This is a genomic window from Amycolatopsis sp. NPDC098790, assembly GCF_044759945.1.
Lineage (GTDB): Bacteria > Actinomycetota > Actinomycetes > Mycobacteriales > Pseudonocardiaceae > Amycolatopsis.
In genome coordinates this window covers 396,486-411,769 of the sequence record NZ_JBIWAI010000005.1, presented here as the reverse complement: position 1 = coordinate 411,769, position 15,284 = coordinate 396,486, and the positions used below count along the sequence as shown (strand labels likewise).

14 protein-coding genes are annotated in these 15,284 nt (G+C 72.3%); 9 read left to right on the top strand and 5 right to left on the bottom strand.

Annotation, left to right across the window (positions count from 1 at the left end):
• Positions 1-59 precede the first annotated feature (59 nt).
• Both ACIQWX_RS35485 and ACIQWX_RS35480 read left to right on the top strand, forming a co-directional pair.
• Complete coding sequence (locus tag ACIQWX_RS35485; protein ID WP_400880785.1) at positions 60-2,948, top strand: DEAD/DEAH box helicase; 2,889 nt, start codon at positions 60-62, stop codon at positions 2,946-2,948.
• Positions 2,948-4,108, top strand: a complete 1,161-nt coding sequence (locus ACIQWX_RS35480) for an SWIM zinc finger family protein (RefSeq protein WP_400880783.1) — start codon at positions 2,948-2,950, stop codon at positions 4,106-4,108. Before ACIQWX_RS35485 ends, ACIQWX_RS35480 begins: the two co-directional genes overlap by 1 nt.
• Here ACIQWX_RS35480 and ACIQWX_RS35475 read toward each other — a convergent pair.
• Positions 4,102-5,337, bottom strand: a complete 1,236-nt coding sequence (locus ACIQWX_RS35475) for an alpha/beta hydrolase (RefSeq protein WP_400880781.1) — start codon at positions 5,335-5,337, stop codon at positions 4,102-4,104. The two genes, ACIQWX_RS35480 and ACIQWX_RS35475, sit on opposite strands and share 7 nt — an antisense overlap.
• 51 nt (positions 5,338-5,388) lie before the next feature.
• Here ACIQWX_RS35475 and ACIQWX_RS35470 point away from each other — a divergent pair, with 51 nt between their 5' ends.
• On the top strand, positions 5,389-6,774 hold the full coding sequence (locus ACIQWX_RS35470; RefSeq protein WP_400880778.1) for a wax ester/triacylglycerol synthase family O-acyltransferase: 1,386 nt from the start codon (positions 5,389-5,391) through the stop codon (positions 6,772-6,774).
• On the opposite strand, the gene ACIQWX_RS35465 is transcribed toward ACIQWX_RS35470, so the two are convergent.
• Together ACIQWX_RS35465 and ACIQWX_RS35460 are read right to left on the bottom strand one after the other, a co-directional pair.
• Complete coding sequence (locus ACIQWX_RS35465) at positions 6,758-7,255, bottom strand: nitroreductase family deazaflavin-dependent oxidoreductase (protein WP_400880775.1); 498 nt, start codon at positions 7,253-7,255, stop codon at positions 6,758-6,760. The genes ACIQWX_RS35470 and ACIQWX_RS35465 overlap by 17 nt on opposite strands.
• 14 nt (positions 7,256-7,269) lie before the next feature.
• Positions 7,270-8,124 (bottom strand): alpha/beta fold hydrolase, encoded by an 855-nt coding sequence (locus ACIQWX_RS35460; protein ID WP_400880772.1) that lies wholly within the window; start codon positions 8,122-8,124, stop codon positions 7,270-7,272.
• Positions 8,125-8,214: 90 nt separating this feature from the next.
• Between ACIQWX_RS35460 and ACIQWX_RS35455 the strand changes: the two genes are divergently transcribed.
• The 6 genes from ACIQWX_RS35455 (at position 8,215) to ACIQWX_RS35430 (ending at position 13,801) form a co-directional block, all read left to right on the top strand.
• The gene (locus ACIQWX_RS35455) at positions 8,215-9,264 is read left to right on the top strand and encodes an acyl-CoA dehydrogenase family protein (protein WP_400880769.1); all 1,050 of its coding nucleotides are present in this window, start codon (positions 8,215-8,217) and stop codon (positions 9,262-9,264) included.
• Positions 9,265-9,269: 5 nt separating this feature from the next.
• On the top strand, positions 9,270-10,424 hold the full coding sequence (locus ACIQWX_RS35450; protein WP_400880766.1) for an acyl-CoA dehydrogenase family protein: 1,155 nt from the start codon (positions 9,270-9,272) through the stop codon (positions 10,422-10,424).
• Positions 10,421-11,332, top strand: a complete 912-nt coding sequence (locus ACIQWX_RS35445) for a bifunctional MaoC family dehydratase N-terminal/OB-fold nucleic acid binding domain-containing protein (protein ID WP_400880763.1) — start codon at positions 10,421-10,423, stop codon at positions 11,330-11,332. Before ACIQWX_RS35450 ends, ACIQWX_RS35445 begins: the two co-directional genes overlap by 4 nt.
• Positions 11,329-11,715: a MaoC family dehydratase gene (locus ACIQWX_RS35440; protein ID WP_400880760.1), complete on the top strand. Its 387-nt coding sequence runs from the start codon at positions 11,329-11,331 to the stop codon at positions 11,713-11,715. The genes ACIQWX_RS35445 and ACIQWX_RS35440 overlap by 4 nt, the downstream gene beginning before the upstream one ends.
• Positions 11,712-12,884 (top strand): lipid-transfer protein, encoded by a 1,173-nt coding sequence (locus ACIQWX_RS35435; protein WP_400880758.1) that lies wholly within the window; start codon positions 11,712-11,714, stop codon positions 12,882-12,884. The genes ACIQWX_RS35440 and ACIQWX_RS35435 overlap by 4 nt, the downstream gene beginning before the upstream one ends.
• 155 nt (positions 12,885-13,039) lie before the next feature.
• Positions 13,040-13,801, top strand: a complete 762-nt coding sequence (locus ACIQWX_RS35430) for a DUF5134 domain-containing protein (RefSeq protein WP_400880755.1) — start codon at positions 13,040-13,042, stop codon at positions 13,799-13,801.
• A 144-nt stretch (positions 13,802-13,945) separates the two neighbouring features.
• Here the strand turns inward: ACIQWX_RS35430 and ACIQWX_RS35425 are convergent, their stop codons facing one another.
• Complete coding sequence (locus tag ACIQWX_RS35425; protein WP_400880752.1) at positions 13,946-14,401, bottom strand: riboflavin kinase; 456 nt, start codon at positions 14,399-14,401, stop codon at positions 13,946-13,948.
• A 34-nt stretch (positions 14,402-14,435) separates the two neighbouring features.
• A complete protein-coding gene (locus tag ACIQWX_RS35420) occupies positions 14,436-15,284 on the bottom strand; it encodes a MaoC/PaaZ C-terminal domain-containing protein (RefSeq protein WP_400880749.1) in 849 nt (282 codons plus the stop codon).

Here is a 15,284-nt window from a genome sequence, read left to right as displayed (position 1 = left end):
AAGGACCGTTCGCGCCGTCGGTCCCGAAACTGTCGGGGGCGTGTTCTAGCGTTGCCGTCGTGGAGTTCAGCGCAGACACCCGGGCCACCTACCTCCCCGCGGATCCCCCGCGGGAAGGCGTGCTGGCCTTGTGGGGCGACGACGTGGCCGGCGGGACCACGATCGAGCTCGTCCTGCCCCGGGGCGCGAAGTTCGCGCGGACGAAGGTCGAGGCGGAGCTGGTGCCCCTCGAACGTGCCCTGCCCCGGCTGCTGTCGGTGGGGGAGGAGGCGAGCCCGGCGGTCGCGGCGTGGTCGGCGGCGGTCAACGCGGGCGTGAACCTGGTCGCGCGCGGCCGGCTGCGCCCCGCCGTGTCACCGGCGGGTGCGGCGGCGTGGCGGATCGGGCCGTTGGACGCGGCCGACGAGGAGCTGCTGCGCGGGTTGGCGGGCGCGTTGCCACCGGAGGCGTACGCGCTGCCGTTGACGGGGCTGAAACGCATCCGCCTGCACTCACCGGACTCCCTGGTCCGCGCGTTGTGGGACGCGACGGCCGACCTGCTGGCCCGCAGCCCGGCGGCCCCGGTCGGAGCGGGCGACCCGGCGTTCGCGGCCCGCGAACCGGCGTTGCTGGGCCCGGACGGCGCGGCGTGGCTGGCCGAGCTGGAGGCCCGCGAGCCGCGGGGTGTCCAGGTGCTGCTGCGGGTCGAGGGCCTGGACGACGACTCGTTCGCCGGGGTGCTGGCGGTGCGGAGCATGGCGGAGCCGAGCCTGGTGGTGGAGGCGTCGACGCTGTGGGACGCACCGGACGCGGTGCTGAGCCGCCTGGGCGACCAGGTGGAGACGCAATTGCTGCTCGGCCTGCGCCGCGGGGCGCGGGCGTGGCCGCCGTTGGAGCGGGTGCTGGCCCAGCAGGCGCCGTCGTCGCTGGAGCTGTCGGACGACGAGGTGGTCAGCCTCCTCACCGACGGCGCACGCGACCTGGGCGGCGCGGGCATCGAGGTGCTCTGGTCGAAGGGCCTGTTCGCCGGCGAGGTGAAGGCGAAGGCGAGCGCGACCCAGGCCCCGGCGAGCGTGACGGAGGCGGAGTTCGCGCTGCGGAGCCTGCTGGAGTTCCGTTGGCAGCTCAGCCTGGGCGGCGAGCAGCTGACGCCGGCCGAGGTGGCGGCGTTGGCCGAAGCGAAGAGGCCGCTGGTGCGGCTGCGCGGGCAGTGGGTCCGGGTGGACCCGCAGCTGCTGGCTCGCGTGCGAAGCCGAACGCGCAAGCTGGAGGCAGGAGACGCCCTGGCGGCGGCGTTGACGGGCGAGCTGGAACTGGACGGCGAGCGCGTGGAGTTCACGGCCCCGCCGGTGCTGGGTGACCTGGTGTCGCGGATCCGAGACCGGGCTTCCGCGGAGGTGGCACCACCACCGGGGTTGAGGGCGACGCTGCGGCCGTACCAGCAGGCGGGGGTGGCGTGGCTGGCCACGATGACGGGCCTCGGGTTGGGCGCGTGCCTGGCCGACGACATGGGGCTGGGCAAGACGATCCAGCTGATCGCGCTCCACCTGCACCGGCGTGCTCTGGCGGCCGCGACCGCGCCTGCGCGAGACCTGGCCGGGCTCGCGGAGCCCGCCGAACCTGGCTCTGGGGGGCGCCCCGGCCCGGCTGAGCCTGCGCAAGCTGCCGAGCCCGGCTTCGGCGAAGCCCCGGCGGAGGCCGATTCCACTCCGCCTCCCGCCGGCCCCACCCTGGTCCTCTGCCCGACCTCCCTCCTCGGCAACTGGGAGCGCGAGTTCGCCCGCTTCGCCCCCGAAATCCCCGTCCGCCGGTTCCACGGCGGCAGCCGCCACCTCGACGACCTCGCCCCCGACGAGGTCGTCCTCGCCACCTACGGCGTCCTCCGCCGCGACCGCGAAACCCTGTCCGAAGTGGACTGGGGCCTCGTCGCCGCCGATGAGGCCCAGCACGTCAAGAACCCGCTCTCCGCCACCGCCAAGGAACTCCGCAAGGTCCCCGCGCGCGCCAAGGTCGCCCTCACCGGCACCCCCGTCGAGAACCGGCTCACCGAACTGTGGTCCATTGTGGACTGGACCACCCCCGGCCTGCTCGGCCCGCTCGACCGCTTCCGCCGCACCGTCGCGCGCCCGATCGAACGTGACCGGGACAAGGCCGTCACCGAACGGCTCGCCGCCACCGTCCGGCCGTTCCTGCTGCGGCGGCGCAAGTCCGACCCGGACATCGCCCCGGAACTGCCGCCCAAGACCGAGACCGACCGGTTCGTCCCGCTCACCGCCGAGCAGACCACGCTCTACGAGGCCGTCGTGCGCGAGAACCTGGCCGAGATCCGCGAGACGCAGGGCATCAAACGCCGCGGGCAGGTCCTGCAGCTGCTCACCGAACTCAAGCAGATCTGCAACCACCCGGCCCAGTTCCTCAAGGAACCACACGGCGCGCTCACCGGCCGGTCCGGCAAGCTGGCCGCGTTCGAAGAGCTCGTCGACGTCATCCTCGACGAGGGCGAGAGCGTGCTCGTCTTCAGCCAGTACGTCCAGCTCTGCCGGCTGCTCGAGCGCCGTCTCACCGAGCGCGGCCTGCCCACCGAGCTGCTCTCCGGGGAAAGCTCGCCCGCGAAGCGCCAGGACATGGTCGACCGGTTCCAGGCCGGCGAAATCCCGGTCTTCCTGCTCTCGCTCAAGGCGGGCGGCGTCGGCCTCAACCTGACCCGCGCCACCCACGTCATCCACTACGACCGCTGGTGGAACCCGGCCGTCGAAGACCAGGCCACCGACCGCGCGTACCGCATCGGCCAGGACCGACCCGTCCAGGTCCACCGGCTGATCGCCGAGGGCACCCTCGAAGAGCGGATCGCGCAGGTGCTGGAAAAAAAGCGCGGGCTGGCGGAGTCGATCGTCGGCGCGGGGGAGGACTGGATCACCGAGCTCTCCGACGACGAGCTCGCCGACCTCGTCCGGCTCGGGAGCGGGTGATGCCGCCGAGGCGGAACTTCGGCACGACGTGGTGGGGCCGCGCCTGGGTCGACGCCCTGGAGCAGCGCGCCAAGCTCGACCCGAACCGGCTGCCGCGCGGGCGGACGTACGCGCGCAAGGGCACGGTCAGCGAGCTGCACTTCGGCGCCGGCGAGATGACGGCGCGCGTGCGCGGCAGCCGGCCGCAGCCCTACAAGGTCACCATCTCGATGCGCACCTTCACCGACGGCGAGTGGGACACGCTGCTCGGCGTGGTCGGCACGCAGCTCGGCCACGCGGCCGCGTTGCTCGACGGCGAGCTGCCGGCCGCCCTGACCGAGCAGGCCCGCGAGGCGGGTGCCGATCTCCTGCCCGGCCCGGGCGACCTGCGGCCGCGGTGCTCGTGCCCGGACTCGGCGAACCCCTGCAAGCACGTGGCCGCGGTGTACTACTTGGTCGCGGACGAGGTGGACCGCGACCCGTTCACGCTGTTCCTGCTGCGCGGACGCCCCAGAGCGGACGTCCTGGCCGAGCTGCGCGCCCGCCGTTCCCCGGCGCGCGGCGAGAAACCGAAGCTGCCGAAGCGCGTGGACGAGGGCCTGACCCCCCGCGCGGCTTACGCCCGCCGCCCGGGCGCGATCCCACCGCTGCCCCCGCCACCGCGAGTGGCCGGCCCACCGGCGGTCCTGGACCTCGACCCACCACCAAGCACCGGTTGGACAGCGGCGGCGCTGTCCAACCTCGCAGCGGACGCGGCTTCCCTCGCCCGCGACCTCCTGACCAGCGGCCCAACGGCGACCCAGCTGACGTTCGAGGAGGACCTGGCCCGCCGCGCATCAACGCGACCGGAGGCAGAAGCGGCCGCCCTGGCGACGGCAGCGGGAGTGCCCCCGCGCGACTTGGTGCGATGGGCCGAGGCATGGCGCGAAGCAGGCCGCACCGGCTTGGCGGCGCTGAGGGAGACCTGGCAGCCGGGCCCAGGCCCCCTGGCCGAAGCCCAAGCTGTCGTGGCGGAGGCGGGCCTGCCGGGAACACCGAAGGTCTGGCGCAACCGCCTGACTCAAGGGGACTTACAGCTGCGCTACGGCCGGGACGCCCGCTGGTACCGATTCATCCGCGAGGGAACGGAGTGGCGCTTGGACGGCCCACCGTCGGCAAGTCCAGTGGATCTGGCCTACTGAGCAGCGGCCTTCCATGCGTTGTAAGTGAAGTCCAAGAACCGCGCCACACCCCGAACCACATGCGCCGACCGCACCGAAGTGAACACGTCGAAAGCGTGCTGCGCCCCCGCCAACTCCGCATAAGCCACCGGCTCACGCGACTTCTCCCGCAACCGCCGCACGAACTCGCGCGCCTCGCGGACCGGCACCAGCGAATCGTCCCGTCCGTGGATCACGAAAAACGGCGGCGCCTCCGAAGAAATCCGGTCCAACGGCGACGCCGCGATGTAGTCGTCCAAGTGCTGCACCGGATCACGATCAGCCGCGAACACCCGGCGCGCGATCAAGCTTTCCAGCCGGTACTGGCTGGCCCTCGACCCGGAAGTCGCCGCGAAGTCGTACACCCCGTAGTGCGGCACGCACGCCTGGACGCTCGTGTCCACGTCCTCGAACGACGGCTGCAGCGCCGGGTCGTTCTGCGACAACGCCAGCAACGCCGACAGGTGCCCGCCCGCCGACCCGCCCGTCACCGCCACGAAACGAGGGTCGCCGCCATACGAAGCGATCGACGAACGGATCCACGCCAGCGCCTGCTTCGCCGCCACGATGTGGGCCGGCCAACGGTGCGCCGGCGACAGCGGGTAGTTGATCGCCACGCACACCCAGCCGCGGCGGGCCAGGTAGCGCATCAGCGGCCGGCCCTGCTCCTCCTTGTTGCCGATCACCCACGCGCCGCCGTGGACCTGCAGCAGCACCGGCGCGCCCGACACGTCCTCGAGCGGCCGGTACACGTCGAGCAGGAACCGCTTCCCGCCCGGGGCGTACGCGATGTTGCGGTCGACGCGCACGTCCGGCGCGCCCATCCGGAACGGCAGTGCCAGCTCGCCCCACGGCAACCCGAGGTCGGACCGGCCCAGCTCCGCCGCGTAGTCCTCGCCCAGCGCCGACGTCAGCGCCGACTCGATCTCCTCGCGGGCGCCGTGGCCCGTCCGGACCAGCGCGGCCAGCCCGGCCGCGGACGCCGCGGCCATCGCCAGCCCCGCCTTCGTCGACCGGTCGCGGACGCCGTGGCGGGCCACGTGGGCCAAGGAGTCCGCCGCCGTCAGCGCCAGCAACTGCGGCGCCAGCTCGCTGGTCAACCACCCGGCGAAGAACGTCGGGATCGTCGTGGACCGGGCCCGCAACGGGCGGAGCGCGTTCGCCGTGAGACCGAGCTGGACCGCGCGACGGATCAGGAAGTTCGGCTGCACCAGGGTGATGATACCGGCGAGTAGGGTGACGCGCCGCCTACGCTGATCGCCATGCAGAGACTGAGCGGCCTCGACGCGAGCTTCCTGTACCTCGAGACGTCGTCGCAGGTCCTGCACGTCTGCGGGCTGCTCGTCCTCGACGGCTCGACCGTCCCCGGCGGCTACAGCTTCGCGAAGCTCGAGGACCAGCTCGAAAAGCGGGTGCGGGTGATCCCGGCGTTCCGCCGCAAACTGCACAACCCGGTCTGGAACATCGGGCACCCCGTGTGGATCGAGGACGAGGACTTCGACCTCGACCACCACGTGCACCGCATCGGCGTTCCGGCCCCCGGCGACCGCGCCGAACTGGCGGAGCTCTGCGCGCACATCGCCGGCCAGCAGCTCGACCGAGCCCACCCGCTGTGGCAGCTGTACGTCATCGAAGGCCTGGCCGACGGCCAGATCGCCGTGCTGCTGAAGATGCACCACGCGAGCGTCGACGGCGTGAGCGGCGCCAGCCTGATCACCTACCTGGCCGGCCTCGAGCCCGACGCGCCGATGCCCGAGGTCGAGGCGCCGCGCAACCCCGCGCTGCCGTCGCCGGTGCAGCTGCTCCGCACCGGTGTCGAGAGCGTCGTCCGGCGTCCCGCCGAGGTCGCCCGGCTGCTGCCGGACCTGCTGGGGCTCGTCCCGCAGTGGCTCGGCAAAGCGTTGCAGGGCAAGGGGATGCCGGTCCCGTTCACCGCGCCGCGGACGTCGCTGAACGGCACGATCACCGGCCACCGCAGTGTCGCTTTCGCCCAGCTCGACCTCGACGACGTCAAGGCGGTCAAGAACGCGTTCGGCGTCACGGTGAACGACGTCGTGCTCGCCCTCGTCGCCGGCGCGCTGCGAGACTTCCTCGGCGCGCGCGGCGAACTGCCCGAAGATCCGCTGGTCGCGACCGTCCCGGTCTCGGTGCACGACCGGACCGAACGCGACCACGGCAGCAACAAGGTGTCCGCGTTCTTCGCCTCGCTGCCGACGCACCTCGACGACCCCACCGCGCGCGTGTTCTTCCTCGCCGAGGCCAACCGGCTGTCGAAGGACCACCACTACGACATCGACGCCGACATGCTGCAGGACTGGGCGCAGTTCTCCGCGGCCACGATGTTCGGCCTCGCCGTGCGCGCGTATTCGGCGCTGCGCCTGGCCGAAAAGCACCCGGTGGTGCACAACCTGGTCGTCTCCAACGTGCCCGGCCCGCCGATGCCGCTCTACCTGCTCGGCGCGCGGATCACCGGCTTCTACCCGCTCGGCCCGGTCTTCCACGGCGCCGGGCTGAACGTCACGGTGCTGTCCAACGACGGCAAGGTGCACGTCGGCCTGCTCGGCGCGCGCGAGCTCGTCAAGGACCTCTGGCCGCTGGCCGACGCGCTCCCGGACGCCCTCGCGGCGCTGCTCAAGGCCGCGGGCTGAGGACGACGACCGGGATCTTCCGGTCGGTCCACGCCTGGTACTTCGCGAAGTCGGCGTAGAGGTCGACCAGCCGCGGCCACAGCTCCGCGCGTTCGTCGGGATCGGCCACGCGGGCCGTGACATCGACATTCCGCCGTCCTTTGAGGTGGACGCGGGTTTCGGGGTGCGCCAGCAGGTTCCGGTACCACTGCGGGTGCTTCGGCAGCCCGCCCTGCGAGCCGACGATGACGACGTCCTCGCCGGACCGCAGGTACAGCAGCGGCGTGGTGAACAGCCGGCCGGACTTGCGCCCGCGGTGCTCCAGCAGCAGCGTCGGCACGGGCTTGCGGAAACCGGCCCCGATCCGCCACGTGCTGCCGACGCGGCCGCCGGTCAGCCGGAACACCGCGACCTGGGCTTTCGCGCCGTACTTCATGACCTTGGCCGTCACGGGCGAGTCGAGGCCGCCGGGTTTCTCGTCGGGCAGGCTGAAACGTCCCATCGTGGGTTCCTTCCTCACAGGGAGTGGACGGCGGCGAGCAGTGCGGGCACCCAGCGGTCGGCGGCCAGGACGCAGGCGGCGTGCCCGGCCGCGACCTCGTACGTCGCCGCGCCCGGGATCCGGCGGGCCAGCGACCGCTGGTGGTCGGGGGCGATGAACCGGTCCTTCGCGGTCACGACGACGGCCGCGGGCAGCCTCAGCGCCGGCAGCCACGGCGTCGAGTCGAACCGGCCGATCTCGTCGACGGCGACCGCGATCTCCCACGGCGTGGTCGACCGGAACTCCCGCAGCCCCCACCGGTAGTCCTCGACGCGCTCGCGGGGGACGGCGATGGGTACGGGTGGCAGCTTCACGCGCTCGCGCAGTTGCCGCAGCGTCCGGCCGAACACGTCGAGGGCGACGCGCTGGCGCAGCCCGCGACCGAAGTTGCTCGCGGTCGAGCAGAGGACCAGTCCGGTAACACGTTCTGGTTCCGCGTGGGCGACGAGCTGGGCCACCATCCCGCCCATCGAGTACCCGGCGAGCGCGAACCGCCCGATGCCGAGTGCGTCCGCGATGGCGGTGACGTCCCCGGCGCAGTCGGCGAGCCGGAACTCCGGCGACCGGATGCCGCGGCCGTGCCAGCGCTGGTCGAACACGACGACGCGGTGGTCGCGCGCGAGCCGGTCGAGGGCGGGATACCAGGTCAGCAGGCCCGTGCAGGCCACCGAATGCAGCAGGACGAGCGCGGGTGCGTCCCGCGGCCCGACGTCGGTGACGACGGTCCGGCCGCGCCCCGGCAGGTCGAGCGGGACCGGGTCGGGCACGCCGGCGGTCGGCGGCACGGTGATCAGCCGGCGGCGCGCGCCGCCGCGTTCGGTCACCGCCACTGGAGCTCCTCGCCGGGGGTTGCCGTACCGACCCTTTCCGGTTAAGACTAGAACAGGTTTCAGTATTGCGCCGAACCCGGAGGGACGGGCGTGGACTTCACCCTGGACGATACGCAGACGGAGATCGCCGCCCTCGCCGCCAAGGTGCTCGGCGCGGAGGACGACCCTTGGCGCGCGCTCGCGTCGTCGGGCCTGCTGGCCCTCGCGTTGCCCCCCGACCTCGAAGGCGACGGCCTGGGTGTCGCCGAGGTCGCGCAGGTCCTCACCGAGGTCGGCCGGGTCGCCGCGCCGGTGCCCGCCTACGCCACCCTGGCCCTGGGCGTCCTGCCGGTCGAGACGCTCGGCACCCCCCAGCAGCGCGCGGAGTTCCTCCCGCCGGTCGCCGCGGGGGAGGCGCTGCTCACCGCGGCGTGCAACGAGCCGTCCGCCCCGCTCGCCGCCGAGCCCGCGACGACCGCGCGGGCGGCCGGCGGGAAGTGGCTGCTCAGCGGCGTCAAGACCGCCGTCCCGTACGCCGCCGAAGCCACCCGGATCCTCACGCCCGTGTCGACCCCGCACGGCACCGCCGTCTACCTCGTCGACCCGCGCGCCGACGGCGTCACGCTCGTCCCGACCCCGACCTCGGCGGGGACGCCGGAGTGCACCGTGCGCCTGGACGACGTCGCCGTCGAGGAAACCGACCTGCTGTTCGACCGCGGCGCCGTCGCGGCGCTGCACCGGTTCGCGCTCGCCGGCGCGCTCGCGCTCGGCGACGGGCTCCTGGCCGGCGCCCTGGCCTTGACGGTCAAGCACGTGGGCGAGCGCACCCAGTTCGGCCGGCCTCTCGCCACCTTCCAGGCGGTGGCGGGCCAGATCGCCGACGTCTACGTGGCCGCGCGGACCGTCCACCTGGCCGTCACGTCGGCGGTGTGGCGGCTCGCTTCTGGCCTCGACGCGGACGCCGAACTCGACGTCGCCGCGTACTGGCTCGCGACGCAGGCGCCGGTGGCCCTCGCGACCTGCCACCACCTGCACGGCGGGGTCGGCGTCGACGAAACCTATCCGCTGCACCGGTATTCGTCGCAGGTGAAGGATCTCGGCTGGACGCTCGGCGGCGCCGCGCACCGGCTCGGCAAGCTCGGCGAACGAGTGGCGGGGTGAGGGAGATGCACGTCGAACTGACCGCGGCGCAGAAGGACCTGCGCGCCGAACTGCGCGCGTACTTCGCCGGGCTGATCAGCCCCGAAGAACGCCAGGCGATGCGGCGCGAACGGCACGGGCCGGTGTTCCGCGAGATCGTCCGCCGGATGGGCCGCGACGGCCGGCTCGGCGTCGGCTGGCCGGTCGAGTACGGCGGGCAGGGCTTCGGCGAGATCGAGCAGCACCTGTTCGTCGACGAGGCCGTGCGCGCCGACGTCCAGCTGCCGTCGGTGACCCTGCAGACCGTCGGGCCGACGCTGCAGCAGTTCGGCACCGACGAGCAGAAAGCGTTCTTCCTGCCGAAGATCCTGGCCGGGGAGATCCACTTCGCGATCGGCTACACCGAGCCGGAAGCGGGCACCGACCTCGCGGCGCTGCGGACGACCGCGGTGCGCGACGGCGACGAGTACGTCGTCAACGGCCAGAAGATCTTCACCACCGGCGGCCACGACGCCGACTACCTCTGGCTCGCCGTCCGGACCGCGCCCGACGCGCCGCGGCACAAGGGCATCTCGATCCTCATCATGGACACGAGCGACCCCGGCTACTCGTGGACGCCGATCATCACCTGCGACGGCGCCCACCACGTCAACGCGACGTACTATTCGGACGTTCGCGTGCCGGTGAACCGGTTGGTGGGCAAGGAGAACGAGGGCTGGCGGCTCATCACGACGCAGCTCAACCACGAGCGCGTCATGCTCGGCCCGGCGGGGCGGATCGGCGGGCTGTACGACCGCGTGCACGCGTGGGCCGCCGCCCACGGCCTGCTCGACCTCGCCGACGTCCGGGCCGTGCTGGCCGAGGCCATGGCGGTGACGCGGGTGAACGAACTGCTGAACTGGCAGGTCGCGGTGTCGTCGGCGAACGCGCCGGTGGCCGTCGCGGACGCGTCGGCGACCAAGGTGTTCAGCTCCGAGGTCATCCAGCGGATCGGCCGGAACCTCGAAGAACTGGTGGCGCGCCACGGCGACCTGTCCGATCCGGACACCGCCGAGCTGGCGGAGTGGCTGGACGTCTCGGCCAAACGCAACATCGTGCTGACCTTCGGTGGCGGGGTCAGCGAAATCCAACGGGAGCTGATCGCCTCGATCGGCCTGGGCCTGCCGAGGGTGCCGCGATGACCGACATCTTGACGACCGCCGAGGAGATCGCCGTGCGCGGGGAGTGCGCGCCGCGCCTGGCGCGCGACCCCGTGAACCAGGCCATGGTGAACAACTGGGTCGAAGCGATCGGGGACACCAACCCCGTCTACACCGACCCGGAGTTCGCCGCGCGAAGTGTCCACAAGGGACTGGTTGCGCCGCCGGCGATGGCGCAGGTGTGGACGATGGGCGGGCTGAACGTCCCGCGCGTCAGCGACGATCCCCTGGGCCTGATGATGGAGCTGCTGGACGACGCCGGGTTCACGTCCGTCGTCGCGACGAACTCGGAGCAGACCTACCACCGCTACCTGCGCCCGGGCGAGCAGGTCGAAGCGCGGACCCGCCTGGAGGACGTCGTCGGTCCGAAGAGGACCGCACTCGGCGAAGGCTGGTTCGTCACCACCCGGATGACCTGGTACGTCGGCGAGGAAGCCGTCGCGGAGATGATGTTCCGGGTGCTGAAGTTCCGCCCGCCCGCGCCTTCGCCGCCCGCGGCACCGGTGTTGCGGCCGGTGATCAGCCGCGACACGGAGTTCTTCTGGGAAGGGCTCCGGCAGGGCGAACTGCGCATCCAGCGCTGGGGCGAGACGCTGCGGCACCCGCCGGGGCCGATGCCGCCGGACGGCGCGCTCGACGCGAAGCCGGACTACGTCGTCGCGAGCGGCCGCGGGACCGTGTTCTCGTACGTCGTGCACCACCACCCGCCCGTGCCGGGCAAGGAGCTGCCGTTCGTCGTGGCCCTGGTGGAGCTGGAAGAAGGGGTCCGGGTGATGGCCGAGCTGCTGGACGCGGCGGCGGACGAAGTCCACATCGGACTGCCGGTGGTGGCCGCGTTCGTCCGCGTCGACGACGACCTGACGCTGCCCGCGTGGAAGGTGGCCCGATGACCGTCACCGAAGGGACCGAGCTGCCGCCGTTGACGATCAAGGCGACGCCGACGTTCGTCGTCAGCACCGCGCTGGCCACCCGTGACTTCCAGGACGTGCACCACGACCGTGATTCCGCGGTGGCGCGCGGTTCGAAGGACATCTTCCTCAACATCCTCACCGACACCGGCCTGGTGCAGCGGTTCGTGTCGGACTGGGCCGGGCCGGAGGCGCTGATCCGGTCGATCAAGATCCGGCTCGGCGTGCCGTGCTACGCCTACGACACGCTGACGTTCACCGGCCGGGTGGTGTCGGCTTCGGGGCGTGACGTCGTCGTCTCGGTGTCCGGAGTGGACAGTCTCGGCGAGCACGTCGCCGGGACCGTGGAGGTGACGCTGCCGTGACGCTCTCGGGTCAGGCGGCCATCGTGGGAATCGGCGCGACGGAGTTCTCGAAGGACTCCGGGCGCAGCGAACTGCGGCTGGCGGCCGAATGCATCTCGCACGCGCTGGCGGACGCGGGACTGTCGCCGTCCGATGTGGACGGTTTGGTGTCGTTCACCATGGACGGCAACGCGGAGATCGCCGTGGCGCGGGAACTGGGGATCCCCGAGCTGAAGTTCTTCAGCCGCATCCACTACGGCGGCGGCGCGGCGGCGGCGACCGTGCAGCAGGCCGCGATGGCGGTGGCGACCGGGGTCGCGGACGTCGTCGTCGCCTACCGGGCGTTCAACGAGCGCTCGGGGATGCGGTTCGGGCAGGTGTCCTCGGCCGCGGCCGGGCAGGTCAATTCGTCCGGTGTGGACAACGCGTTCCACTACCCGATGGGCATCGCGACGCCGGCGGCCACCGTGGCCATGGTGGCCCGGCGGTACCTGCACGACTACGGCGCGACGAGCGAGGACTTCGGCCGGATCGCGGTGCTCGACCGCAAGCACGCGGCGACCAACCCGAACGCGTGGTTCCACGAGCGGCCGATCACCCTCGAGGAGCACCAGGCGTCGCGCTGGGTGGCGGAGCCGCTGCACCTGCTGGACTGCTGCCAGGAAAGCGACGGCGGGGTCGCGCTGGTCGTCACGAGTGCTTCCCGTGCCCGCGACCTGGCCCAGCCGCCGGCGGTGATCGCCGCGGCGGCGCAGGGGAGCGGACCGGACCAGTACGTGATGACCAGCTACTACCGCGACGACCTGGCCGCGCTGCCGGAGATGGGCGTCGTCGGGCGGCAGCTGTGGGCGCAGTCCGGGCTCGGACCGTCCGATGTGGACGTTGCCGTGCTGTACGACCACTTCACGCCGTACGTGTTGATGCAATTGGAAGAACTGGGTTTCTGCGGCCGCGGGGAGGCGAAGGACTTCATCGCCGGCGGCACGCTGGAGTTGGACGGCGAGCTGCCGCTCAACCCGCACGGCGGGCAGCTGGGCGAGGCGTACATCCACGGCATGAACGGCATCGCCGAGGGCGTCCGCCAGCTGCGCGGCACGGCGGCCAACCAGGTCGCCGGCGCGGCGCGGGTGCTGGTCACGGCGGGGACCGGGGTGCCGACCAGCGGGCTCGTGCTGACGAGCGGGGTGTAGCCGGCCGTCGCTCTTGTGGGTCAACGGGCTTCACCTCATTGACGGCTGGTGCGCGTGCGGCCGGGGTGTCACGGTGGAATGACGACCCGACGACGCAGAGTGAGGCCCGAGATGTGTGACTCACGGATCCCCGGCGCCCGGCCCGCCGGGTGACGATGGGCTGGGCGCTGACGGCGGCGTTCGCGGCGCTGGTGCTGCCGTGCGTGCTGCGGCTGGTCCGCCTCGACTACGCCCACCTGGGCGCGGCGGTTCGCCACGGAGATTTGGCGGAGCTGCTGCTGGTGGTGGCGATGGTGGCGATGCTGTCCCCGGTGGGAGGCCCGATCCCGGCGGCGGGCTGGCAGGCGGTGCTGGCGCTGACGGCTGGATGGTTCGCAACGGCGTGGTGGCGCGGGCGCCGGTCGGGCTGCGCGCACCACGCGCTTTCGGCGGCGGCGATGTGCTACATGGTGACGGCGATGCCCCACGGCGGCATGGACCACGGCCCGTGGCTGACGATGTCCACAATGGACTCAGGATTGGCGTTGCCGTTGGTGGCGGTGGTTGCGGCGGGGTATTTCGTGGCGGACGCGGCCTGGTCAGGGGCGCGGGTGCTCCGCACCGCGGTAGGGACTGTGCCCGGAGCGATGGCCGGTGCCAGGGGAGCTGGAGCCGCGGCTGGCGCCGCTGCTGCGGGCGCGGGTGCCGGTGGCGCGGGAGTCGCGGGGAGGTCTGCGGTGGCCGGCGGGGGAGCTGGTGGTGCGGGAGTCGCGGCGGGGTCTGCTGTGGCCGGCGCGGGTGCCGGTGGTGCCGGAGTCGTGACCGGCGCAGCTGTCGTCGCGCCGGCGCCGGCGCCGGCCGGGCACGCTTCGCGCGCGGTCTGCCGGGCGGTGATGGGGGCCGGGATGGGTTACATGCTTCTGGCCGCGGCTCTCTGACGGCAGTCCGGATGTAGTGAATGACTCATTCCTGTCACCGGACGACATGAATGAGTCATTCAGGTCACGTCATCCGGACCGGCCGCCCGCTCAAGCGCGCGCCCGCCCGCCCACCCAAGGCCGACCTCGGGCGGCGAGCCGGGTTCAGCCCACGACCCGCCGAACCTCGCCCAACTCGCTCTCACCGACCGCCGGGAGCGAAGCCGCCGGGTTCTCCGCCACCCACTGCCCAGCCGCCGCGATGTCGTTCTTCAACGCCGTGATCAAATCCTCCGCCGAGGAATACTTCTGCTGCTCCCGCAGGTGCGACCCCAGCCACACCACGAGCGTCTCGCCGTACAGATCGCCCGTGAAGTCCAATATGTGGGCCTCCAGCAACCGGTACCCGTCCGCTCCGTAGTACGTCGGGCGGCGGCCGACCGAGATCGCCGCCGGGAGGTGGGTTCCGTCCGCCCTGCGGACCCAGCCCGCCCACACTCCGTCGCCGATCGAGCCGGCCTGGTCGCTCAGCGCGATGTTCGCCGTGGGAAAGCCCAGCTCACGGCCTCGCTCGTCGCCGTGTTCGACCGTTCCCCGCACCACGAAGTATTCCGAAGTCACCCCTCCACGGTAGCGGGCGCCGGCCGGGACGGTCTCACGAAGTGGGCACCAGCACCGTGTCCGCCAGCACCGGTGCGTCGTCGCGCTCCGCTGCCGTCGTCGTCACCAGCAACCGGTCGGACGAGCGCCAGACCCGGACGCGGAGCGTCTCGCCCGGGAACACCACTCCGGCGAACTTCGTCGAGAACGACGCCACCCGCGCCGGGTCGCCGTCCAGGAACTCGTTCACCAGCACCCGCGCCACGATTCCGTACGTGCACAGCCCGTGCAGGATCGGCCGGTCGAAGCCGGCCGCCCGCGCGAACGCCGGGTCCGCGTGCAGCGGGTTCCGGTCGCCGCACAGCCGGTACAGCAGCGCCTGCTGCGGCAACGTCGGCACGTCCAGGACGACATCGGGAGCGCGCGTGGGCCACTCGAGGCGATCCGACGGCCCTCGCGAACCGCCGAACCCGCCCTCGCCGCGGGCGAAGATGCTCGACCGGGCCGTCCACAGTGGATCGCCCGCCGACGACGTGACCGAAACCTCCTGGACCACCACCGCGGCCTTGCCCTTGTCGTACACGTCCGCGACCCGCGACCGCGCCACCGCCTTGCCCGACGTCGGGATCGGCCGGTGCAGCGTGATCTCCTGCTTGCCGTGCAGCACCTTCGCCAGGTCGATCTCGATCCCGGGGAACGACACCGCCGGCGGGTCGAACACCCGCAGGTTCGCCGCTACCGTCGCGAACGTCGGCAGCACCACCAGGTCCTGTTCGTACGTGTAGCGCAGTTCGTCCGGTCCGGCGCCCAACGCCAAGTGGTAGAGCAGCACGTCCGACGACGTCCAGGCGAAGTTCACCTCGCCGATCTCGGCGCCGATGGCGACCGCGGGATCGATGGGCAC